This window comes from Paenibacillus amylolyticus (genome assembly GCF_036894225.1).
GTDB classification, from domain to species: Bacteria; Bacillota; Bacilli; order Paenibacillales; family Paenibacillaceae; genus Paenibacillus; species Paenibacillus amylolyticus.
Window position 1 is genome coordinate 1,458,045 of the sequence record NZ_CP145892.1, and the last position, 23,844, is coordinate 1,481,888.

Here is a 23,844-nt window from a genome sequence, read left to right on the forward strand (position 1 = left end):
AATGATGCTGGACGTGATTAAAAAGGCGGCGGTGGCTGCCGTAGATGCCAAGTCTCCCGTTCAGATAATGTACGGAAGCGTGACAAACACGCAGCCTCTGGAGATTACCGTTGAACAACGGCTGGCATTGGCTGAGCCTTTTCTGGTACTGCCAGAGTCCGTAGTGAACAAAGCTTGGACCGTGGGTGATCATGTCTTGTTGTTACGTGTTCAAGGCGGAGACAGCTTTGTCGTGCTGGATCGGCTGGTGAATCCATGATTCCACAGGGTGCGCAGATAAGTGCAGAAGATCAGGAAGAAGCTGTTGTGCTTCCAAGTCTAACGTATGTATTTCAAGCTTCAGGACAACGAATTGGAAGATTGCAACTGGATGGAAAAGATGCGGTAAAACAGGCGGTGTATAAAGCGTTGTCTACACGCCGCTACGAGCATCTAATCTATTCCTCGGATTACGGCATGGAATGGTCCTGGGAAGGAATGGCCGGGAGATCCATGGTTGAATCGGAACTGGAGCGCTGGATTCGCGAAGCGTTGCTTCCGGATGATCGTATATCGGATGTAACGGAGTTCGATTTTGTCCACGAGGCCGATGGAGTAAGGGTTTCGTTTACCGTGGAAACAGATTTTGGCAGCTTCAGGGAAGAGACGGAGGTGAACATGAATGTATGAAGAGCAGACGTTTGAAGTTATTTTAAACCGAATGCTGGATAGGGTACCAGATGGTGTGGATAAACGTGAAGGCAGCATTATCTATGATGCGCTTGCGCCAGCGGCTGTGGAAATGGCTCAGATGTATATCGAGCTGGATGTGAACGCCAATCTGAAGTTTGCAGATACAGCCTCTGGAGAGTATCTGGATCGCGCGGTGGCTTGGTCGGGCATTAGTCGGAAGCCGGCCACGAAGGCGCGTTGGGTTGGTAGTTTTCGGGATAACGAAGGGAAGCCTGTTGAAGTTCCTTTGGAGAGTCGTTTTTCCACTGGGGATCGGGTGTATGTTGTTGTGGAACGCATCGCGGCAGGGCAATATGTGTTGGAATGTGAGGTCGCGGGAGCGGAAGGTAATGAATATACGGGGGCACTGCTGCCCATCGATTATATTGCTGGTCTTACCACAGCCGAATTGACACAGTTGCTGGTTCCTGGAGAAGACGAGGAAACGGATCAGGCTTTGTATGACCGATATCAGGACAAAGTTTCCCGTCCGGTCACGAGTGCGAACAAATATCAGTATGAGTTATGGGCACGGGAAAACTCCGGTGTGGGCAAAGCAAAAGCTTTTCCACTGTGGGACGGTCCCGGTACAGTCAAAGTGGCATTGCTGAATAACGAAATGCAAACACCTGCTGAGGCGGTCATTGAGGCAGTTCAGAAATATATCGATCCAACCCAGGATGGAATGGGCGAAGGTGCTGCTCCAATTGGACCTGTGGTTACGGTGGTGGGGGCGGAAGAAGTACCCATTGATGTGGAGGTGCAGGTCACACTTGCTTCTGGTTCAACGTACGAGGGCGTGAAGACACTAATTGAAACGGGAGTTATGGCGTATCTGAAAGAACTGGCTTTTGCCGATCCGTTGGTGCGTTGGACACGTATTGCCAATGTCATTCTGGATATCCCACCCGTGATCGACTATAGCGATCTGCTGGTGAATGGTGGTATGTCCAATCTGGAGATCGCCCCCGGCGCCGTAGCCGTTCTTGGGACGGTGAAGGTGACATGAGTAAATCAGAGATGTTAATGACTCTTTTGCCCCCGTTGTATGAAAATGTGCTTGAGATGCAGCTTCTCACGGAGACCGAAGGTGTAGAGCTGGACAAGCTTACGGTGGGTTTGGAAAGTGTGCTGGATCAATTCTACCCGGAGTCTGCGACCTGGACATTGGAACGTTATGAGCGGGATTTGCAGATTCCGACGAATCAAGCCAAGCCAGACGACCAGCGGAGATCCGTAATCATTTCCAAAATGCGCGGCAGCGGCAAAGTCTCTGGCTCGATGCTCAAGAACGTGGCGCAGGCCTACGAAAGCGGTGGGATTGATGTATCTGTGTCGCCCGAGGAATACTTGATCCGAATTCGCTTTATCGACACATGGGGCTTGCCGCCCAATCTGGACGATCTTAAGGCAGCAATTGAGGATATTAAACCGGCACATATGACCGTGGACTATCGTCTGCGGTATTTGACGATTGCGGAAGTGGAAAGCATGACGCTGGCTGAGATCGAACAGACCCGTCAGGATAAATTTTTAGGAGGTGGAGCTTAAATGAATGAACCAAAAACACCGAATCTTGGGTTGAATAAAATTGACCGTTCCTCGCCATCGACAACCTATTTTGATCTGGATAAGTATTTGGATCAGAACTGGGAGAAGGTTGATGACGGTGTAGGGCAAGTGGAAGAAAAGGCTGAGGAAACCGCAGCACAGGTGAGTAGTATTCAGGAGCGGTTGGATACCGAGAAGCGTAGATCGGTGACGTTGGAGCCTGGATTGCAAGTTGTTCATGCTAGACGTTCCTCGGCATTTAAATTGGAAGGATTGAAGGGTCGAACGCTTGTGAACTTGTTGGGGCGGGATGGAGGCTTTGAGGGATATAGTAACTGGGGTATAGGCGCTGCGTCAGCAACTTTAGACACTTCTACGTATGCCCAGGGAAGTCTGAGTTCATTAAAAGTAACCCTTGCCTCGACTAACAGCAACATAAGCAAGGAAGTGTCTACGTCAGTCGGTAAGACATATGTTCTAGTAGCTGATATCAAAAACGTATCAACTAGTAGCGCATTCGTTTCAATATCCACTGTAGTTAACGGAAATAAAGTAACGGGATCGACCTTTGGGACTTCATTCGCTAGCTTCACGGCGACAGCCTCAACCCATGCGATTGCAGTTGTTGGTAGCGGGGTAGCGGGGCAAGTATTCAATGCGGACAATGTCCGCCTTTACGAAGTCAGTGCAGCAGAATACGCAGCATTGAACAGCATGACTCCGGAACAGGTAGCAGATAAATATCCATACGTTGATAGTGTTCAACCTGTGCGGAATCCATACGTAATTCGTTATGGAGAGAATTTGTTGCCTTCATTTTATGAAGCTGCGTTAATTACCAAAAATTCCAAGATAATCAGCCCATATGTGTATGAACAAACATCAGAATCTACAGATCCATGGACACGGATCCTTGTCACTATCTGTCCACAAAAAGATTATCATTTATCTTTCTCAACTTTAAAAGGTAAGGGTATGTTAGCTGTTTTTTCTGTAGACGAGCAGACGGTACTACTTAATTACAGTAACAATGGCGGAACGTTCAATAGCGGTAATCTTACGCAAATTTCTGTTTATGTCAACGGCACGGGAAACCGTGCTGACACAATTATTAACCCAATGCTGACGCTCGGCAACATGCCAAAACCATTCAAACCACGCGAAGACACTATGCTCGCATTGCAAACGGATCTATACGCTGATCCATTGACCGAGACTAATGCTGATGAAGTTTTCGAGAAGGACGGTCAATATTTCAAATTAAAGAAGTGGCAAAATGTTGTCTTGGATGGAAGCAAGCTTACATCTTCAATAGTTGGCAATAAAGCAGGATATAAAACACTCTATCCTAAATTACCAGGAATCGATTATAACTATGATTCTGTAGGGGAAGCAGTTGCTGTTAAATACAATGGGAAAATCTTAACTTGGGGACAACACGAAGCAAGTGCAGATGGATGGGCAGTTGATAGGATGAATAGTAATTTTGCTATAAGCGTTTCTAACTCAGACAGTGGATGGGGAGACTCATACACGCCAACAGTCGAAGAGCGGTATGCATATTTCATGGGATGGACAATGCGTAACATGAGTGCCAGCGCTTACAATGATCCGACAAACGCGGCTCAAAAAACATGGACGCCGATAGGATATTCACCTCCAGCTAACTGGAATAGCACATGGGCACATTTAAGAACATCAGTACCAGTAAACGAGAGTTCTCCCTCTATTAAAGATGGGACAATTTCGTCATACCAGCTTGTATATCAACTTGCAACGCCAACTGTCGAAGCAATCACGTCAGAAGGAAAATTGACGTTAGTTGAAGGTAATAACCAAGTTGAAGTCGACACGGGCATCATGCTGCGTGAATATACGCCGGCCTCAGAAAATACGGTAAATATTGTCGGTAGACGTGAGATTAACTATACATCTGTTCCGCACTCATTGCTTAAAACTAAAGCAAGGAATATTCTCGCGATTTATAAAAATGGTGCTAAAGATGATCGATGGGCTATTGGTAGAAACGTGATGGATGCTTACGGAACAGCAAGAGCGAATCTGGTGAAAGATGCGTTTGATCCGTCAGCCACGTACACGGTAACTTACTTTATGCTGGACACGTCTCCGGTTGCTCAATTCGTCGGATCAATAGCCGAAAATGAAAAGGCATTGCTTACGGATATGAACGATCTCATGCGTCAAAACGCGGGGGCGGTGTCAGTGGTCGAGACCGCGGTTAACGAGGCTGTTCGTACTTTGCTGCAACAACAAAATAAACGAAACGTTTGGGGGCCGATTGAATAATGGCAGATACAATCAAAAATTTATTCGAAGGTAACGTACCTACCACGTCTTCGAAGGTATATACCGTCCCAACGAATAAGTATGCTGTGGTTAAGTCAGCTATTATTTGCAACTACAGTGCGTCTGACGCGTTATTTACTTTGACTATCGGCGGATCTCGTATCGCTCAAAACCATGTGATAAAGCCTGGCGCTACTTTAGTTCTTTCCGAATTAGATATTCCAATAATTCAAGGAGAAGAAATTTATATATCATCTAACATTTCTGGATTGTCCATATTTTTAACTGGATTCGAACGAAATTATGAACCGGCAGGATATCCTTTCGTAAAGGTAACAGCGACCAGTGCAGACTCTATTCCTTCAAATGACTTTGATTCTATCATTCGCTCTATTATCATTTGTAATGGACACGGAAGCGTATCCTCGGAGGTGTCTATGAATACTGGTTGGTATTTGATAAGTAAGAAAGTCATTAAAGCAAGAGACACGCTTATTGTTCCGTTGCCTAAGGTATTCTTACCTAAGGGAAGGCCGACCAACTTTATTTCAACTGGAACAAATAGTTGGGTGACGTTGATTTTAGAAAAGGCGGTGCAGTAAATGCCGTTAATTGATAATTACTTGCTGGACAATTACTTGATTGACGGGCCGAAGGTATTTCCCGCTACGATCAATGAGCGAACAATTTCTGTTCCGTATACCATAATATCTCCAAACTCAAAAAGAGATGTCTTCTTATTCGATATTCCTTTAGGGATTCGCATGTTTAACGCATTTTCGAAATTGGGTCCTATCATGAGTTTTGATAGTGTATATGCTACGCCTCAATTAGTATTAAGAAATACAACAGGTTCCGTGAATAGCGGAGTTGTGTTGAACGTACATCCTTACCCTAATCGCTTGTCTATGCTCATGGTCGATTTTGTGAAAGGGAAGATGAATGGAATCACCATCAATTCACAAAGTGATGGGTATGTTTTTTCTAACTTATCTACGATAGATTTTGCGGCCAGTGGCTTGAACTTGAACATGCCCTTTGGATTGTACATGAGAGGTACATCCACCACGGCTACTGGTGGCGGTATGTGGATTGATAGTGCCTTGTTAGAAACCTACTTCACTTAAGAGGGATTGGTTTTTTCCTCTGTAGTTTGGGAAGCTTTTGGGTGATCATAGAGAGATAAACAAGGGGGAAAGGGTGTGACGTTGTGAGCCGTGAAAGCTCATACCGCATACTCATTTTTGCCATATCAAAAACACGAAAGGTAGTGGAAAAATGAACGAACAAGAGCCGAAAAATAAAATCGGTATGAAGGTCTACTGCGACTTGCAATTCGGGAACGTATTCGTGATTACGCCAGAGAGCGCCGGGATCGTCGTCGAAACGACACGGGAGCAGGATTTCAAGTTGTATAAAGCGTTGGACGATAAAGTTCCCGATAGCATGGGTATGATTCAGCTTGAACATGGCGAATCATGTTTGACCGTGCCGAGGGCGGTATGATTACACGCGTTGATTTGGAAACATTGGAACCACTCTTTGACTACCCGCTAAAACCCGATGAAGAACCACAACCGCCTGCCATTTCATTAACGTCTCAAATTGCCGAATTGGCGGCAGAAAATCAGCGATTGCGGGAAGAAAACAACACGAATAAATAGGCGCTCATGGGATTACACATGTTGCTGCTTAGTTAGATGCCTAATGCGGAATAAACTTGCTTGGCTGCTGGATTTGATGGGCTGTAGCATTCATGATGGGAGGTGAGACTATGTTAGCTATATAGGTAATGATGGTTCATTAAGGAATGATCAAGTTGGAGTCTGTACCAGTTCAAAGCCGTGATAAAGTGGCGGAAGCTCTGCGAGTTGGAGATATGGACCAAAACGGAAAAATCACTTAACAAGCGTTCCGAATACGGAGCGCTATTTTTATGCCTTCTGGAGCATTTAGTATTTCAATATTAAAAGGAGGTGAAACCATGGAAAGATGGGACACCCTATGGAAATGGGGAATTGCACTAATGAGCAGCTCAGTAACCTACTTCTTCGGTGGTTGGTCAGGCGTACTCGGCGTACTACTTGTGTTCGTCATCCTCGATTACCTAACGGGCATTGCGGCAGCAGGCATGAGTGGCAAGCTAGAAAGTAACGTTGGGATGTTCGGCATCGCCAGAAAGGTGTTTATATTTGCAATGGTATCGGTGGCTCATCTGGTGGACGGTGTTCTGGGAGACGGACATTTGTTCAGGGATGCGGTCGCCTTTTTTTATATCGCAAATGAGTTGTTGTCCATTATCGAAAACGGGGGCAAGTTGGGCGCACCTATTCCGCCAGTGATTCGGCAGGCCATTGAAGTGCTCAAGGGCAAGGGGGGAACCGGGGAACTCCCCGGTAACTTCTCCCCAAGTGCCAAAGACACTTTTTCACAGGCAGATCCGGACGACATAAATTCACAGGCTGGAGATAGTAAGAAGTAATGTGACTATAGCAAGCTAGCACGTGAAAATACACATAACTCAACACATCAGGGACACGCACACAAGCAACCCCTGATCCAACCGCATTAACTATAGGAGCATTTTGCATCAATCCAGAGAGTGACATCCAATCAGCAATGTATAGATCAGAATGCTCTAATCTGTCTATACTTGTACCCGGGAACGCTTGAATCGAATGATGTAAAATGCTGATACAAACGGCAATTTGCCGCATAAAGGGTGTGAGAAACATGCAAACGAGAAGTTCGGGCAACACACAGGGCATTGACGTCTCCCGATACCAGGGCAATATTGACTGGGCGAAAGTGAAGGCAAGTGGCATGACATTTGTATTCATCAAGGCAACCGAGGGACAGACATATACCGATCCCAATTATCAGAAAAATGTAACCGGTGCACTTGCTGCGGGCATGCTGGTCGGAACATATCACTTCTTCCGTGCGACATCCACCGATGGTGCCAAGGCAGAAGCGGCACATTACGCCAATACACTTAACAAAGTGGGAGGCGCCAAAGCGTTACAACTTCCACCCGTCATGGACTACGAGAACAATCCCGGCAACCTGAGCAAAGCGCAGATGAATACAGTTGCCAAAGCTTTTTTAACCGAATTACAACGTCTGACAGGTGTGAAACCGATCATATACACGGGCAATTCATTTGCCAGGAATTTTGACACAACACTCAGCTCATATGATCTGTGGATCGCGCGCTACAGCAACACCCGTGTACCGGACGACCAGCCGGCATGGAAGCGTTGGACGTTCTGGCAGTATACGGATTCAGGCAAGGTGAATGGCATTAGTGGCAACGTGGATATGAATGAATTCGAGGGAACAGCGGCACAGCTCAGAGCAAGATACGCAGCAGCCACTCCGAAACCACCGGAGCCATCCAATCCAACGAATCCAAGTCATCCGAATCCACCAACCGAACCACCGAAAGGGGGCGAACCGATGACAGCCGAAGAGAAAGCAGCGTTTGATGCGCTCAAATCCCAGGTCGACAAACTGCAGGCGCGTCAGCAAATGGAAGTTCCAGTATGGGCAAGGGCAGCTGTGGATGCAGCACTAGCATATGACACTAAAAATCCATTGTTCAGCATCGATAATGGGGCGAGTTATGATTTTTACCGTTTTATTACCGTGATGCATCGCAGAGGTTTGTTTAAAAAGTGAGCTGATTCTTAGCAAATTAGAATGTTGATTTTATATAAATGTGGATGGAGTGGAGAAGGAACACGAGACGCTTTTTGTCGAACCGTGTTCCTTTTTTGTGTTTTGTGTAAGTGATATTAACGCATATAATAAAGTTGAAGACTTATGTCTGTAAATCTCTTGTCTAATTGATTAATGTGATGTAAAGTAAGTTACACGAAATTGTTTTTCACCACAGTTTATTTACACAATCCTCCTCATCATGACAAAACCATAACATATGAAGTTATTGTAATGTCTCCCTGTTGTACAATCCAACATCTCAAGATGACTCGTTCATACATTTTACACATCCAATCTGCAAGAGGAAGCCACCACCTTAAACAACTTACACGATTCATAAAACAACCTAGCCTATGTTGAGTTTCTTTCGTCCGTATTGCAAACGAACGATAACGATAACGATAACGATACTAATCCGGTCTCCACACTCCATGCTCAAGACGACACGCCCAAGGAACAGACTTTATTGCGTAGCCAGCAGCGTAGTATCCATATGCCCATCAGTATTTTTAATCTACCAACTTAAACTTGCTCTTACCAGTCCATACCCACTTGCTGTTTCTTATTGACCTAAGTTCAAATAAAACGCAACAATCTTATTCAATATCATAGATTCATCTCACAGGATACGTTGTTGAACGGTCTCTTTTTCTATAAAAGTAGTCAATCCACGTCCTCACTCAATGAGCACGGTCTGATATTTACCTGTATTCCATATGTATCCCATGCTGTTTTTACATTTTATACACATGCCTTACTTTTCCCAGAACATTAATTCAGGTATCGCAGGCATTTAAAGCCTTTTATATGATACATAGCACCAAACCGATTGCCAACATTGGAGATCTTTCATGCCAGCATCACACACATTATGAGACAGGGAAGGGTGTTGTACGTATGCGAATGAGAAAAAAATGGATGTCCGGTGTTCTAACGATGGCCTTGAGTACCGTATTGGTGTTGTCCGGTTGCTCCAGTAACGAGAGTGGAGAGAATACGCCTGCTCCGGCGGAAGGAACCGACCCTCCAACCGAAACGGTAGCACAGGATACGATGATTATGGGGCGTGGTGGGGATTCCGTAGCACTCGATCCGGCGATTGTGACCGATGGGGAGTCGCTGAAGATTGGGCATCAAGTGTTTGATTCATTGCTGGACTACAAGGAAGGCGGAACAGAGGTCATTCCTGGACTAGCAGAGAGCTGGGAGATTTCGGCGGATGGGCTCAAGTATGTGTTTAAGCTGAAGTCCGGTGTGAAATTCCATGATGGAACTGACTTCAACGCAGAGTCTGTTGTGTTTAACTTCAACCGCTGGGGCGATCCGGCGAGTGAATATAAATTCGAGGGAGATTCCTTCGATTATTACGATTCCATGTTTGGTCCAGAGGACGGACGTGTGATCAAGGAAGTGAAGGCGACGGACGAAACTACGGTGGAGTTCACATTGAACCAGCCACAAGCGCCTTTCCTGCAAAATATTGCGATGACGCCATTTGGCATTGCCAGCCCAACCGCGATTCAGGAGAAAAAAGAAAACTTCAAGAGCGAGCCTGTGGGCACCGGCCCATTTGTATTCAAAGAGTGGAAGCGTAACGACTCCATTACCCTGGAGAAAAATGCGGATTATTGGAAAGAAGGACTGCCAAAGCTGAACAAAGTGATCGTGCGTTCCATTCCGGATAATACCGCTCGCTTCAATGCCCTGCAAAACGGCGAGATTGATGTCATGGAAGACCTGAATCCGGACGATCTGTCCATTCTTGAAGGCAACAGCGAGTTGCAGAAGATCGAGCGTCCACCGTTCAACGTGGCGTATATTGGCTTTAACTTCAAGAAGAAACCATTTGATAATGTCAAAGTCAGACAAGCCCTCAATCATGCGGTGAACAAGCAGGCCCTTATTGATGCATTCTTTGCTGGACAAGCTGAACCTGCTGTGAACCCGATGCCGCCAACGCTGTGGGGATACAACGATACCATTGAGGATTACCCATATGATCTGGAAAAAGCAAAAGCTTTACTGGCCGAAGCTGGCTTCCCTGACGGATTGCCTGATCCGGTAACCTTCTATGCGATGCCGGTATCCCGCCCGTATATGCCTGATGGCAAGAAGGTAGCGGAAGCGATCCAGGCCGATTTTGAGAAAATCGGAGTGACCGTCACCATCGAATCACCGGAGTGGGCAACGTATCTCGAAGATACAAAGGCCGGGGAGAAGGACGACATTTACATGCTCGGCTGGACAGGTGACAATGGTGACCCAGATAACTTCCTGTATACACTGCTGGATAAAGATGCCATTCCAAGCAACAACCGCAGTTATTATGTAAACGAAGAATTACACACATTGCTGACGGGTGCACAGACAGAAACCGATCAAGACAAACGTGCGGAACTTTACAAACAGGCACAGGTCATTATCAAGGAAGATGCACCGTGGATTCCTCTGGTACACACGACGCCAATTCTGGCAGGTAAAGCCAACCTGAAAGGTTTCGTCCCTTCTCCACTGGGCACCGAATCCTATGCCGGTGCTTATTTCGAGTAAGCTGTAAGCTGAACTTATCAATTTCAGAATAACTGCGATCTGAAGATGGCACTACAGTTCGGAGTGATTACGTTTAATTCTTTCTTTCAAAGCGCTGGTGAGACGAAATGCTTGGCAGAACCCACATCCGGACGTAACTATCCAAAGCATGCGTTTTTGCCGGCGCTTTTTATTTTGCACGATATGTCGAAGGCAGGTGAACAGGATTGAACAGCTATATTGTCAAACGTGTGCTTGTGTTGCTGCCCGTACTGCTGGGCATGACCCTGATTGTCTTTTCCATCATCCACGCCATCCCGGGTGACCCGGCCGAGACCATACTTGGGCAAAAGGCAACCGAACAATCCAAGCAGGCCCTCCGTGACCAACTCGGTCTGGATAAACCCTGGTTCCAGCAATATTTCGCCTACTTGGGCGATTTGCTCAAAGGCGACCTTGGAACATCCATCCGCACCAAGGTGCCTATTGCCCAGGAAATTGTGCCTTATCTGACAGCAACCCTTGAATTAACGATGGCAAGTATGTTGTTTGCTGTCATTATTGGGGTGAATGCCGGGATTGTCAGTGCATGGAAGCACAACTCCTGGTTTGATTATTGCTGTATGGTCATTGCTTTGGTGGGTGTATCCATGCCGATCTTCTGGCTCGGTCTGATGGAACAATGGCTGTTTGCGAACAAGTTACAGTGGCTGCCGTCCATTGGGCGCATGAATGCGCGTGATCCGGTGGATGCCATTACGGGCTTGTATGTGCTGGATACGATGATTGCTGGACAATGGAATCAGTTGTGGATCGTAACAAAACATTTGATTCTGCCAAGTGCTGCACTGGGAACGATTCCAATGGCTGTTATTGCCCGGATGACGCGTTCCAGCATGCTGGAAGTAATGAGTTCCGATTACATTCGTACAGCAAAGGCGAAGGGACTGGGTCCGTTTTTTGTCGTATATGGACATGCGCTCAAAAATGCGTTTATTCCCGTCCTCACGGTTATCGGCATCCAGACTGGGTCATTGCTCGGAGGTGCGGTGTTGACCGAAACGATCTTTGCCTGGCCGGGCGTGGGACGTTATATATATGAAGCAATTAGTTCGCGGGACTATCCGGTGATCCAGAGTGGCATTCTGATCGTGGCGTTCTTTTTTGTGGTGATCAATCTGATTGTAGATTTGCTCTATGCCGTGTTTGATCCTCGTATTAGTTATAAATAGTTACTCCATAAAGAACCAATCTGCAGAAGCGAAGCTAAAAGCTTTCTAAAAGAAAGCTACATTGGAAGCATAGGCTGCGCATGTATCACCGGATTTTCACCTTTAAATAGGTGGATCAATATAATCTGGGGATAACAGCGATCAGAAGATGGTAATGCAATCGTAGTGCTTGAGTGTAATAGAACGCGTTGATCTTTTGTTATATTCATATCCAAGAAAGGAGACACCGCATGGCCAAATTATCGACCAATACCGGACCATCCATTGACGCTGCGTCGGCGAGCACATCCGGTCCATGGCGGGAAGCGTGGAGAACGTTTCGGAGAAATCGGCTTGCGCTTGCAGGTCTGATTATTATCGTATTTTTTATCCTGTTGGCCTTCCTCGCGCAATACATCGCACCTTACGATTACAAGGAACAGGTGCTGGTGGATCGGCTTCAGGCCCCTTCGGCAGAGCATTGGTTTGGTACCGATGATCTGGGGCGTGATGTATTTTCCCGAGTGCTGCATGGGGCGCGTATTTCCTTGTGGGTGGGGTTCTTCTCCGTCATTGGTTCCATTATCGCGGGTACGCTGCTTGGTTTAATTGCAGGATTTTATGGGAAATGGGCGGACATGCTTATCTCGCGTTTATTTGATATCTTGCTCGCCTTTCCCGGGATTTTGCTAGCCATCGCCATTGTGGCGATATTGGGCCCGTCTTTGCAAAATGCACTGCTCGCCATCGCCATCGTGAACATCCCGACCTACGGAAGATTGGTGCGTTCACGGGTACTCAGCTTGAGACAGGAGGAATTCATTACGTCGGCACGGACACTTGGAGCGGGCAACGGTCGAATCTTGTTTCGCCACATCTTGCCCAACAGCCTTACTCCGCTGATCGTGCAAGGTACACTCGGAATTGGGACTGCGATCATCGAAGCTGCTGCACTCGGATTTCTAGGCATGGGTGCACAACCACCCGACCCGGAATGGGGTAAAATGCTGTCAGACTCCCGTCAGTTTATACAAAAAGCACCGTGGACACTGATCTTCCCCGGCGTTTCCATTATGTTGACCGTTCTCGGCTTCAACCTAATGGGCGACGGCCTGCGCGACACCCTTGATCCTAAAATGGCGAAAAAGTAGAATTTTCAAACTCAAACTCAAACTCAAACTCAAACTCAAACTCAAACTCAAACCGTGACCATAACTTGTAACCCAAGCTCGAACTCAAACTGCAACTTTGATTGAAACCCTAACTCTGCAAGCCTAACTTTTTCTGTAACGCAGCATGCGTGCCAAAGGCAACGTTAACACTAACCGTAAGCACTAATTTTTATCACAATCCTATCTGAAGCTGTAACGCCAACACTTGCTTCAACTCTAAAGAACCCGGGAGCCCTTATTTTACGATTTCCAGCCAATTTCCCAGTCTAACGAACCTCACACGCGTTATTTTGCGAAAACCTGCGGAAAGTCTCAAAAGGTTGGCTAAAGTCGAGAAATAGCGTGTCTACGATTCGTTAGCTCACAAAAACCTCCCAAAAAGGCAATTAACGCCTCTGAGATTCGTTAGCGCGTGACTGTCATACTGCTCAAGACATTCAAGCAACCAAGATACCAACATATCAACATACCAAAGTACCAACATACCTACCAAAGTACCCATACAACATACATCAGTCTCAACACAGTAAGGCCGAGGATACTCCAAGGTACATTAGACGGAAATGTTTTGATACTAGCCGCTATAACAGACACAATAAAATCTTTCCCCATGCCGATTCGAACTCTGGTTCGAGTCGGCTTTTGTTTTACCTGCGGGATTACGGTAAAATGATTGGTGATGTGCAAAAGTTAAAGAGTTATTCGATCTTTTAGTTAAAATAACCGCCTACGTATTGACACCCAATTTTCCCATATGTTATATAAAAGGAAGGGATTAGCACTCCGATCATTAGAGTGCTAACGGAAGATGTTTTTATTATAAGCCTACATATGGAATGATTCTGTTTTTGAAAATAGAGATTGAACCTGAGTAGGACATGCGAAGCCAAGGAAGCAACAGATTCGAAGAAGCGAAATGTTTGCTTAATCAACAGAATCCATTTAAATAGAAGGATATAATCCTCAAACAAGTTCCTGATCAAATGCAAAAGGGAATCAAAAAAATCTGGGGATAACAGCGATCCGAAAAACGATTCGTAACCGGAACGGCTACATTGCAGAACGTCATGCATTTTTGAAGATTAGCCAATCTATTGGATCTGATGATCAAGCGTTTAAGCCACAAATGATTTTCTGGCATCCGTAAGTTTTGTATGAAAAACTCAAGGATTTACTTTCTATTTTCAATCAAATCATTCGATATCCCAATTTGAAAGGAGTCCAACCATTCATGGCTAAAAAAGAATTCCAGGCAGAATCCAAACGTTTGCTGGATATGATGATCAACTCCATTTACACCCAAAGAGAAATCTTTTTGAGAGAATTGATCTCCAACTCCAGTGACGCCATTGATAAAATTTATTACAGAGCACTTACCGACGATTCGCTCGTTTTCAACAAAGAGGACTACTTCATCAAGCTTACGATTGACAAAGAAAACCGCACGCTCACACTGACGGATACCGGAATCGGGATGACGAAGGAAGAGCTGGAGAACAACCTGGGGGTTATCGCGAAGAGTGGTTCCCTGGCGTTCAAGAAAGAAAATGAAGCAAAAGACGGCCACAACATCATCGGACAATTCGGGGTAGGTTTCTACTCGGCATTCATGGTGGCGGACAAGCTGACCGTAACAAGTAAAACGCTGGGCAGCGACGAGGCTTGGAAATGGGAGTCCGAAGGCGCGGATGGTTACACGATCACACCAGCTGAGAAAGATTCCGTAGGTACAGAGATCGTCCTGACGATCAAAGAGAATACCGAAGAAGATTCGTATGACGAATTTTTGGAAGAGTACCGCCTGAGATCCATCATCAAGAAATACTCCGACTTCATTCGCTACCCGATCAAGATGGATGTAACGGGTCAACGTCCAAAAGAGGGCGCGGAGAACGAGTTCGAGGAATACCAAGAAGAACAAACCGTGAACAGCATGGTGCCGATCTGGCGTAAAAATAAAAGCGAATTGACCGAAGAAGATTACAATAACTTCTATATGGAAAAACGCTACGGTTTTGACAAACCGCTTAAACACCTGCACATCAGCGCAGATGGCGCTGTGGTGTACAATGCAATCCTGTTTATTCCGGAGAACACACCGTTTGACTACTATACAAAAGAGTATGAAAAAGGCCTCGAGCTTTACTCCAACGGTGTATTGATCATGGATAAATGCGGGGATCTGTTGCCAGATTACTTTGGATTTGTTAAAGGTATGGTGGATTCGGAAGACCTGTCCCTGAACATTTCCCGTGAGATGTTGCAACATGACCGTCAGCTTAGCCTGATCGCGAAGAACATTAAAAACAAAATCAAGAGCCAACTGCAAAGTCTATTGAAGGACGAGCGAGAGAACTACGAGAAGTTCTACCAAGCGTTTGGTCGTCAATTAAAATATGGTGTATACAGCGACTATGGTGTGAACAAGGATACTTTGCAGGATCTGCTGTTGTTCACGTCTTCCAAAGAGAGAAAACTCGTGAGCCTGGACGAATACGTCTCCAGAATGCCGGAAGATCAGAAGTACATCTACTATGCATCTGGTGAGTCCATTAGCCGTATTGAGAAGCTGCCACAGATCGAGGGTGTTCTTGAGAAAGGGTACGAAGTATTGTACTTTACCGATGACATCGACGAGTTTGCAATCAAGATGATCACGAACTACAAGGAGAAAGAATTCAAATCCATCTCCAGTGGTGACCTGGGTATCGAAGATAGCGCAGACAAAGAAGAAACGGACGCTCAAGACAACGACAACAAAGAGTTGTTTGAAGCGATGCAAGCTCAATTAGCGGGTAAAGTCAAAGCCGTTAAAGCTTCCAAACGTCTCAGAAGTCACCCGGTATGTTTGTCCACCGAAGGTGAATTGACGATTGAAATGGAGAAAATCTTGAAAGCTATGCCGAACAGCGAAAACGTACAAGCCGACAAAGTGCTCGAAATCAACGTAAATCACGATGTCTTCAAATCGTTGAAAGACGCTTTCGCGCAGGATCAGGAAAAACTAAACCTTTACACAAGCCTATTGTACCATCAGGCATTGCTAATTGAGGGACTGCCAATTCAAGATCCAGTAGAGTTCACCAACGATATCTGTAAGGTTATGGTGTAATACCGTTACACCCACCATCTCCACCCCGACAGGGCGTTTCAGTCCTGTCGGTTTTTTTGTTTTTTACCCACAACGGGTAGGAGCGGGGGAGGCAGACCATCATTGCAGCGATCGATGAACATCGTAATGAAATTCTTTAGCCTTTCAAAGTTTTGAAGAATTCTCCCTTTATAGAGAATAGGGAATGTAATGACTTTGGGAGTGAATCAAACAGCAAAAGTAGTGAAGGGGACGGAATCGATTCTGAAGAAGCGAAGCGTTCGCCTTTGTCTCCGGGTTTTTCCCTAGTTAAAGGGAATTCAGAAAACCTGGAGACAACAGCGATCAGAAGAACGATCCGTAACCGGAACGGCTACCTGGTGTCACAGTGAGTACTTATGGTTGTTCTGCTATGGGAGCGAGCATATGTGAATAATGAGTTCAATTTTTTAGATGCACGGATGATAGTCTGGCAGGGTATAATAAGAGAAGATGACTGTTCATCACAAGTTGATGTAAGAAGAGATGACAATCGCAGACAGGTTTTACTTTTCGAAACCACAGATGTTGTGTATAATCACTCAAAATAGAGACAGTCGGCTAGGAGTGATCCCCATGCAATGGAACGATCTGAGAGAACATAGACAATATCCTGAATTAACCAAATTGGATGGATCTCGTGCAGCGTATGAACGGGACTATTCGAGACTCATTCATTCACCGACCTTCCGTCGGTTACAGGGCAAATCGCAGGTGTTTGGCGCAGGAACGGGTGATTATTATCGTACTCGTTTGACCCATTCCCTAGAGGTGGCACAGATTGCAAGAGAGGCTGCCCGAAGTCTGATTCGCCGTTTTCCAGAGGTAGACTGGGACCGCGCGGACAACCCCGGCCTTATTATTGATTCAGAAGTGGTGGAGTGCGCTGCAATCGCACATGATTTTGGTCACCCGCCGTTTGGACATAAAGGTGAAGAGGTATTAGATGGCATTCTGGATGACCTCATTAACACCGAGGCTAAGAAAATCATGAAAAAAAGCCGCAACGCCAAAGTTCCCAAGGTCGAGTCCGAGGTACGTGCTGAGTTAAAACGGAAATACGAGCATTTTGAAGGCAATGCGCACAACTTCCGTCTCATTATGCACTTGGAGAAACGTGAAGATATCGACGGACTGAATCTGTCTGATGCGGTATTACTAGGGATAAACAAGTATCCGTACCCTGGGACAGAGAGCAAAAAAGGCATGTATCATCATGAGTGGCAATATATTCGGGAGATCCGTGATCGCTGGAACGTACCGGCGGGCAAGAAGACGCTGGAAGCACAGCTGATGGACCTTTGCGACGATATTGCGTACTCCTCACATGACTTGGAGGATGGCATCAAAGCAGGCAAAATTGAAGTACATGAGCATTTCCTGCAAGATCCGCATGTGAATCGACTGATTGTGGATAAAATTACAACGCTGGAGGATCTGTTCTGGAACGGATGGACCCGAGAAGCGATTGGGCAAAAGGTAGAAGAGGTCCTCGCTTCGTTCCTGCGCATCTGGAATGAAAAGATGCCGTTCTGCGAGCATGATTACTCGCGTACCCGCCGTGAGGTGAAAGCCTACTGGGTGAGCTTTTTTGTAGGCAGTCTTGGCGTTATTGACGACGGCGACTGGAAGAAGGTAACCTTTGTCCGTGAAGGGGCTGAAGACCTCGATATGCTGCGTACGGTGAGTGTGCTCAAAAGTTTTGCCTGGGTAACCATGATTCGTGACCTGCGTGTGCAGCGGCTACAGAAGCGCAGTGAGTGGATGATTAAGCGATTATGGGATGCATTCCTCGATCCGGAAACGTCCAAATCCATTATTCCATCCGACTGGCTGCAGCGGTATGAGAAGGATCAAGCCAAAGCCCAGCCGATCTGGACTTGGGAACACATGGTGATCGATTATATCGCAGGAATGACGGATGCATTTGCCGAGAAAATATATAATGAACTCTACGGTCTGAAGGTGGGTTCGATCTACGATTTGGATTAAAATTAACCGATATAAAGGGAGATGAGACGCGTGGCTAAGCGAATGAGTGAGACGTTCAGTCTGGGCGTACTTGACCTTGTGCCAAGGTTAGACGATGTCACAGCGGAACAGGCGCTTCAACAATCGGTGACACTTGCGCAACATGCCGAGGCTTGGGGATACGCCCGATACTGGACGTCAGAGCATCATGATATGGCTGAACTGGCATCGGCCTCTCCCGAAGTACTGTTATCGCACATCGGAGCAAGGACAACAACGATCCAACTTGGCTCTGGTGCGGTCTTGTTGCCACACTATAGCCCGCTCAAGGTTGCGGAGTCGTTCCGCCTGCTGGCTGCGCTCTATCCGGGGCGCATTGAGCTTGGGCTCGGACGTGCTCCTGGCGGTGGACCTCATGCCACGATGGCACTCAGTGGCAATTACTTGCAGCATGTGTCCAAGCTGCCTGAATCACTCGCAGCACTCACAGAACTGCTCGAAGACCGTTACATGTACGAGGATCATTCCGTGACAGCTCGTCCGATTCCCGAGCTCCCGTTATCACTCTGGATGTTGGGAACTAACGTGAAGAGTGCAGAATTTGCGGCACGGTTTGGCATGGGATATGTCTTTGGTCAATTCATGAGTGATGCCGATGGTAAAGAGGCTGTAAGGCGATACCGAGAAGGATTTATGCCTAGTGCAACGATGAAGGAGCCTGAGGTTATGGTGGCAGTGAGCGTATTGTGTGCCGAGTCAGAGACGGATGCTTTGGACTGGAGTCGTGACATGGCGGAGAGGCGCAAGCTGAATGGGAAAGAAAATTCAACTGAGCCGAATTCAAGTGGTACCGCGGTCTCTAATACGAATGATGAAGCCGTTAGTGATCAAAATGAATCGGTGCGGCACTATGCAGGTACAGCTGAGCAGGTATGGGCGCGATTGCAACAGGTGAGTCGCAGGCTGGATACGGAGAGGTTGCTTCTGGTTACGGCAGGACCAGATTATAAGCGCAGGTTGGATTCATATCGATTGCTGGCTGAGCATAAGACGGCAATACTGAACTAGGCTGATCATTTTATGATGTTAGCCGTTGAAATCCGAACAAACCGAAGAGCTGCAGATCGGGACTTTACCGTATGCTGCAGCTCTTCGGTTTGGACTTTGTCAAGATTCAACAATTTTTTACAAAACCAAGCATCTAAATGACAAAATAATGTTATAATACGTTACGTCTATTTTCCTATCGATATAATATAGAGAAGTTCTTTTGACAAGAGGTCAAAAGAAGGGGAAAACAATGACATAAGCACCTGAATTCGGGATGACCGAAGAGGTCAAGGGGGAAATCATATGTTCAGCAGATTCAAGATCAAGAGTATCGGTCTGCGTATCAGCATCGCGTTCTACTTGTTAATCCTCTGTTTAATTATTTTGAGTGTCACGATTGTCACCCGGATGAATTCAATTGAAACCAACACTAATGAAATTACGAACAATTGGATGCCATCAATCCAGCAAATTAACCGATTAAATTATACCACAGAACATGTTCTGTCACTAAGTTATCGTCACTTTGACGCAGATCAAACAGACAAAGCATTTTTGTCAGAAGAGCGTACCAAGTATATTCGTGAAACGACGCAGGCGATTAAAATCTATGATCAGCAGGAGAAGTCTGCGGAAGAGCTCGAACACTGGAACGCGTTCAAGAACAAATGGGAAGCGTATCTCAAGATTAATACGCAATCGATCAAGCTGAGTGATGAGGGTCAGACACAGCTGGCGAAGGAAGTAGCTGATAAAGGTGCTGATTCCTTTGACACCATGCAAGTTGATCTTGATTATCTGGTGGAATACAATCAGGAACAATCCAATCTTGCGGCGGCCCAAACGATCAGATCAGTGCAAGATGGTAGATTAATCATCATTATTGGTGTTCTTGTCATGATTGCCATTACAGCGATCAGCATTCCGATTATTCGTTCACAGGTCGTGAAACCACTGCTACGTGTCATTAGTGCGGTGAAACTGATTGCAGAAGGCCAATTGAATGTTCAGGACATACATACCAAACATGAGGATGAAGTTGGTGTTCTGGCCAAAGCGGTGAATGACATGAAAGGTAACCTAACTTCCATGGTTCTGAGCGTCAGACGAATTGCGGAAGCTGTTAATCTACAAAGTGGGGAACTGGCAATATCCTCAGAAGAGGTTAAGATTGGTAGTCGCCAGATTGCTGTGACAATGGAAGAGTCAGCCAAGGCCGCAGAGAGCCAGGCAGAGACAGCCGTGGAATCAGCTCGTACGGTTGAAGTGTTGAATGATCACATTCAGAGTCATACGGAACAAGGCAGCCAGCTGCGCGTCATGTCGGATCGTGTACTGGAACAAGGGCTGAATGGTCGCAAGGTGATGGAACAGTCGGTGCAGCAGATGCAACAGATTTCTGGCTCGGTCTCGGCTTCCATGGACAAAATGGAACGGTTGAATCGTAAAAATGAAGATATTTCCAAGCTGGTTCAGGTCATTCATGACATTGCACGCCAAACCAATCTGCTGGCATTAAATGCCTCCATTGAGGCAGCGCGTGCGGGAGAGAGTGGACGCGGATTCGCCGTAGTGGCATCAGAAGTGAGGAAGTTATCTGAGGCTGTGCAGACTTCGGTTGAAGAGATCACGGCGATTACCGAGGATATTCAGCAGGAGTCACAAGGGGTGGTTGCGGAATTACGTACGAACGTTCAGGAGACCGAACTGGGTCAGGAACATGTGCTTACTTCAGGTCAACTCTTCCGTACAATTAATGAATCGGTGGAAGGCATGGTTGGTGTCATCGGCACTATGACAGATGGTCTCGCAGGCATGCAGGAAGCAAGCGGAAGAATGAATGATTTCAGTCAGCAGATTTCCGCTGTTTCGGAACAATCGGCAGCGAGTGTGGAAGAAGTTTCTGCATCGGCGGAAGAGCAAGTAAGTTCTATGGAAACGATTAGCGGCAACATTCAAAGTCTGAAAGAATTATCGGAAGATTTGCTTACATCCATTGAAAAATTAAAAATATAATCTTCTTATAATAGAAGAAGCTGGAATCATGCAGGCGGCTAATGGTGAGAAATCAGTATGATATATGAGCTGTTGGCCTATAACGTTTACTGGCAAGAACGATTAGATTTCCAGTGTTATAATCTCAAAATAAAGTAAGGCGTTCCTCAACATGGGAACACCTTATTTTTTTTCTTCCAAATAGATACGTGCAAGGAAATGGATAGTTGTCTAGGAGCCTAACATTGTATACAATGACTACCTGAAAGCAAACGTATGAGTCGTATTTGATATGTCTTCAATGAGCTTACTATTTATATAGAAGAAACATGATTAATGAAGGAAGGAGAGGGGGATTTTGCCTGATGAAACACTTGGTATGTACGCTACTTCTGGGAAACACCTCTACACCTTTGCTTGCCACGAGAACGAGCAAGAATTATGCATGCTGGAGCTGAATACGCTGCTTGTGTCGAGTTCGGAGATCCGTATGGATACGGGATCGTATGTGTGGTCTGAACGATGTATTCCACCTGGACGCAGTCCTTTTATCCATGGCAGACTGGACGTGATCGGCGAAGGGAGCAGGGTGACTGATCTGCTTCCTTTTGCCAGAGATATTCATCTGTTGCCAGATGAGACATTCAAGGTAGTTTGTCTAAAAGAAGGGGATCAAGCCCCTGATTATGCACAGTCTCGTCAACTGGAAAAAGAAGTTGGCATGTGCATTAAAGGCAAGGCACAGATGAAACAACCTAAGGTGACTTTCGGCCTAATCCAAACAGGAGAAAAATGGATCTTGGGCCAGTGGACAGAAGCGGACCGATCATGGCAGATTCATCGGCAGAAGCCGCAAAATTACTCAACTGGATTTGGCATCACGCTTGCGAGAGCGCTGGTTAACATTGCTGTTCCGAGAGTAGAAAACCATCGGTTGCTTGATCCATGCTGCGGTATGGGAACGGTTGTGATTGAGGCTTTATCCATGGGAATTGATGCAAAAGGTAACGATCTCAATCCTCTGGCTGTCCGAGGTGCACGTATCAATCTGCCGCATTATGGATATGATTCGGATCGAATCACACTGGGGGATATGAATGAACTGCAAGATTTGTATGATGCAGCAATTCTGGACATGCCCTATAACCTCTGCTCTGTACTTCCGGATGCTGAGCAACGAGCCATGCTGGAGAGTTTGCGCAGATTGGCAAAACGGGCAGTGATTGTTTCCACAGAGTGGGTAGAAGAGCACTTGTTGGAAGCGGGATGGACTGTAAAAGAGTACCGAACAGTACACAAAGGCACGTTTATACGTCATATTTGGTTGTGTATGTAAGCGTGAAAAAACAAAAACTCTACCTCTGAGGAAATTTCCAGAGGTAGAGTTTTTTACTGTGTACATATCCATTGATATCGTTGATCTGATTTGCACAATATTGCATGGGAACGGGTGTTTGTGTTAATATTTATGACTATAATCCACAAGGTTCACCGGCAGGGTATCGCCAGCGACGTAAGCTTCCAGATTTTTGACGAAAATATCGACTGCTCGATCCGCGTATTGCTCTGTACTTCCTGCGATATGAGGCGTAATTAACACGTTATCCATGCCCCATAGCGGGTGGTCTGCAGGAAGAGGTTCTTCTTCGAACACGTCCAGTGCGGCGAAGGCAACTTGGCCGTTTTGGAGTGCATTCAGCAACGCTTCCGTTTTCACACTGGGGCCACGGCCTACATTGACGAAGCAGGCACCGGATCGGAACTGCTCAAATGCAGTTTGATCATATATATGTTTGGTTTCATCAGTTAGCGGTAAAATGTTAATTACATAATCGCCTTGGTTCAAGGCTTCATGTAAACCGGTCATGTCGTACATTTGGTCCACATTGGGGACATCCTTACCTGAGCGGCGAACTCCGATCGTGCGCATGCCGAGGGCTTTGAGAATACGGGCTGTTTCCGTACCGATCTCACCTACACCAACGATGACCGCTGTTTTGCCATGCAGTTCCGGCAGTGGTTTGGCAGGAGCTTTCCATTCGGCGTGCTGTTGATGCAGCATAGCTTGTCTCAGCCAGCGACTGTGGGATAACATCATGCCCAGAATAATTTCGGTGATTGGAATCGCGTGAACTCCATTTGCACTGGTGACCTGAACGTTCTTTTGTTGCAAATCTGCGAAGGGGAGATTGTCCACACCAGCAGACCAGACCTGAACCCACTTCAACAGGCTGTCCTGTTTCAATGCATGTTCTGTGACGAGTGGGGACCAGCCGAGAATAATCTCAGCTTCTTTCAACTCAGCAGGGTCCAATTCCTTGGCTTTTCCGAATTTCAGGGTGTATTCTGGTGCGGCATTCTGAATGCGTTGTTGCTGTTCTTCGGATAGAGATGGAAAACATACAATTTTACCCATAATGTGTGGTCCTCCTGAGATAAATAGTTTGATGAGTTTGATAATTAAAGTGTATCAGATTTGGTGTTGGATGTGCAT

20 protein-coding genes are annotated in these 23,844 nt (G+C 46.2%); 19 read left to right on the forward strand and 1 reads right to left on the reverse strand.

The genetic code is table 11. The features are described from left to right. The first annotated feature begins 1 nt into the window (after position 1). The 19 genes from V6668_RS06475 (at position 2) to V6668_RS06565 (ending at position 22,686) form a co-directional block, all read left to right on the forward strand. The gene (locus V6668_RS06475) at positions 2-259 is read left to right on the forward strand and encodes a DUF2577 family protein (RefSeq protein ID WP_051447218.1); all 258 of its coding nucleotides are present in this window, start codon (positions 2-4) and stop codon (positions 257-259) included. Beyond that, positions 256-669, forward strand: a complete 414-nt coding sequence (locus V6668_RS06480) for a DUF2634 domain-containing protein (RefSeq protein WP_036611382.1) — start codon at positions 256-258, stop codon at positions 667-669. The genes V6668_RS06475 and V6668_RS06480 overlap by 4 nt, the downstream gene beginning before the upstream one ends. Then, on the forward strand, positions 662-1,720 hold the full coding sequence (locus V6668_RS06485) for a baseplate J/gp47 family protein (RefSeq protein WP_036611379.1): 1,059 nt from the start codon (positions 662-664) through the stop codon (positions 1,718-1,720). Before V6668_RS06480 ends, V6668_RS06485 begins: the two co-directional genes overlap by 8 nt. Next, complete coding sequence (locus V6668_RS06490; protein WP_036611377.1) at positions 1,717-2,262, forward strand: putative phage tail protein; 546 nt, start codon at positions 1,717-1,719, stop codon at positions 2,260-2,262. Before V6668_RS06485 ends, V6668_RS06490 begins: the two co-directional genes overlap by 4 nt. Next, positions 2,263-4,569: a hypothetical protein gene (locus V6668_RS06495; RefSeq protein WP_051447217.1), complete on the forward strand. Its 2,307-nt coding sequence runs from the start codon at positions 2,263-2,265 to the stop codon at positions 4,567-4,569. It abuts the gene before it with no gap. Then, positions 4,569-5,171 (forward strand): hypothetical protein, encoded by a 603-nt coding sequence (locus V6668_RS06500; protein WP_036611375.1) that lies wholly within the window; start codon positions 4,569-4,571, stop codon positions 5,169-5,171. Before V6668_RS06495 ends, V6668_RS06500 begins: the two co-directional genes overlap by 1 nt. Beyond that, a complete protein-coding gene (locus V6668_RS06505; protein WP_036611373.1) occupies positions 5,172-5,696 on the forward strand; it encodes a hypothetical protein in 525 nt (174 codons plus the stop codon). Between the two features lie 151 nt (positions 5,697-5,847). After that, the gene (locus V6668_RS06510) at positions 5,848-6,075 is read left to right on the forward strand and encodes a hypothetical protein (protein WP_051447216.1); all 228 of its coding nucleotides are present in this window, start codon (positions 5,848-5,850) and stop codon (positions 6,073-6,075) included. Further along, entirely contained in the window at positions 6,072-6,233 is a 162-nt protein-coding gene (locus V6668_RS06515; protein WP_162158977.1) for a hypothetical protein, read from the forward strand. The genes V6668_RS06510 and V6668_RS06515 overlap by 4 nt, the downstream gene beginning before the upstream one ends. Before the next feature lie 320 nt (positions 6,234-6,553). Beyond that, entirely contained in the window at positions 6,554-7,051 is a 498-nt protein-coding gene (locus V6668_RS06520; RefSeq protein ID WP_036611369.1) for a phage holin family protein, read from the forward strand. A 251-nt stretch (positions 7,052-7,302) separates the two neighbouring features. Continuing rightward, entirely contained in the window at positions 7,303-8,250 is a 948-nt protein-coding gene (locus V6668_RS06525) for a glycoside hydrolase family 25 protein (protein ID WP_338707973.1), read from the forward strand. A gap of 945 nt (positions 8,251-9,195) precedes the next feature. Then, entirely contained in the window at positions 9,196-10,842 is a 1,647-nt protein-coding gene (locus V6668_RS06530; protein ID WP_338707974.1) for an ABC transporter substrate-binding protein, read from the forward strand. A gap of 206 nt (positions 10,843-11,048) precedes the next feature. Continuing rightward, entirely contained in the window at positions 11,049-12,053 is a 1,005-nt protein-coding gene (locus tag V6668_RS06535; RefSeq protein ID WP_338707975.1) for an ABC transporter permease, read from the forward strand. A 230-nt stretch (positions 12,054-12,283) separates the two neighbouring features. Next, positions 12,284-13,183 (forward strand): nickel transporter permease, encoded by a 900-nt coding sequence (nikC, locus tag V6668_RS06540; protein WP_338707976.1) that lies wholly within the window; start codon positions 12,284-12,286, stop codon positions 13,181-13,183. A gap of 1,252 nt (positions 13,184-14,435) precedes the next feature. Beyond that, positions 14,436-16,316, forward strand: coding sequence for a molecular chaperone HtpG (gene htpG / locus V6668_RS06545; RefSeq protein WP_338707977.1), 1,881 nt, complete (start codon positions 14,436-14,438; stop codon positions 16,314-16,316). A gap of 594 nt (positions 16,317-16,910) precedes the next feature. After that, the gene (locus V6668_RS06550; RefSeq protein WP_036668883.1) at positions 16,911-18,326 is read left to right on the forward strand and encodes a deoxyguanosinetriphosphate triphosphohydrolase family protein; all 1,416 of its coding nucleotides are present in this window, start codon (positions 16,911-16,913) and stop codon (positions 18,324-18,326) included. A gap of 21 nt (positions 18,327-18,347) precedes the next feature. After that, positions 18,348-19,373 (forward strand): MsnO8 family LLM class oxidoreductase, encoded by a 1,026-nt coding sequence (locus V6668_RS06555; protein WP_422395245.1) that lies wholly within the window; start codon positions 18,348-18,350, stop codon positions 19,371-19,373. A 285-nt stretch (positions 19,374-19,658) separates the two neighbouring features. Next, positions 19,659-21,371, forward strand: a complete 1,713-nt coding sequence (locus V6668_RS06560; RefSeq protein ID WP_338707978.1) for a methyl-accepting chemotaxis protein — start codon at positions 19,659-19,661, stop codon at positions 21,369-21,371. 337 nt (positions 21,372-21,708) lie between these two features. Beyond that, positions 21,709-22,686 carry a TRM11 family SAM-dependent methyltransferase gene (locus V6668_RS06565; protein ID WP_338707979.1) on the forward strand — a complete coding sequence of 326 codons (978 nt, stop codon included), beginning with the start codon at positions 21,709-21,711 and terminating at the stop codon, positions 22,684-22,686. 123 nt (positions 22,687-22,809) lie between these two features. Here the strand turns inward: V6668_RS06565 and V6668_RS06570 are convergent, their stop codons facing one another. Beyond that, positions 22,810-23,766, reverse strand: a complete 957-nt coding sequence (locus tag V6668_RS06570) for a D-2-hydroxyacid dehydrogenase (protein ID WP_338707980.1) — start codon at positions 23,764-23,766, stop codon at positions 22,810-22,812. Positions 23,767-23,844 lie beyond the last annotated feature (78 nt).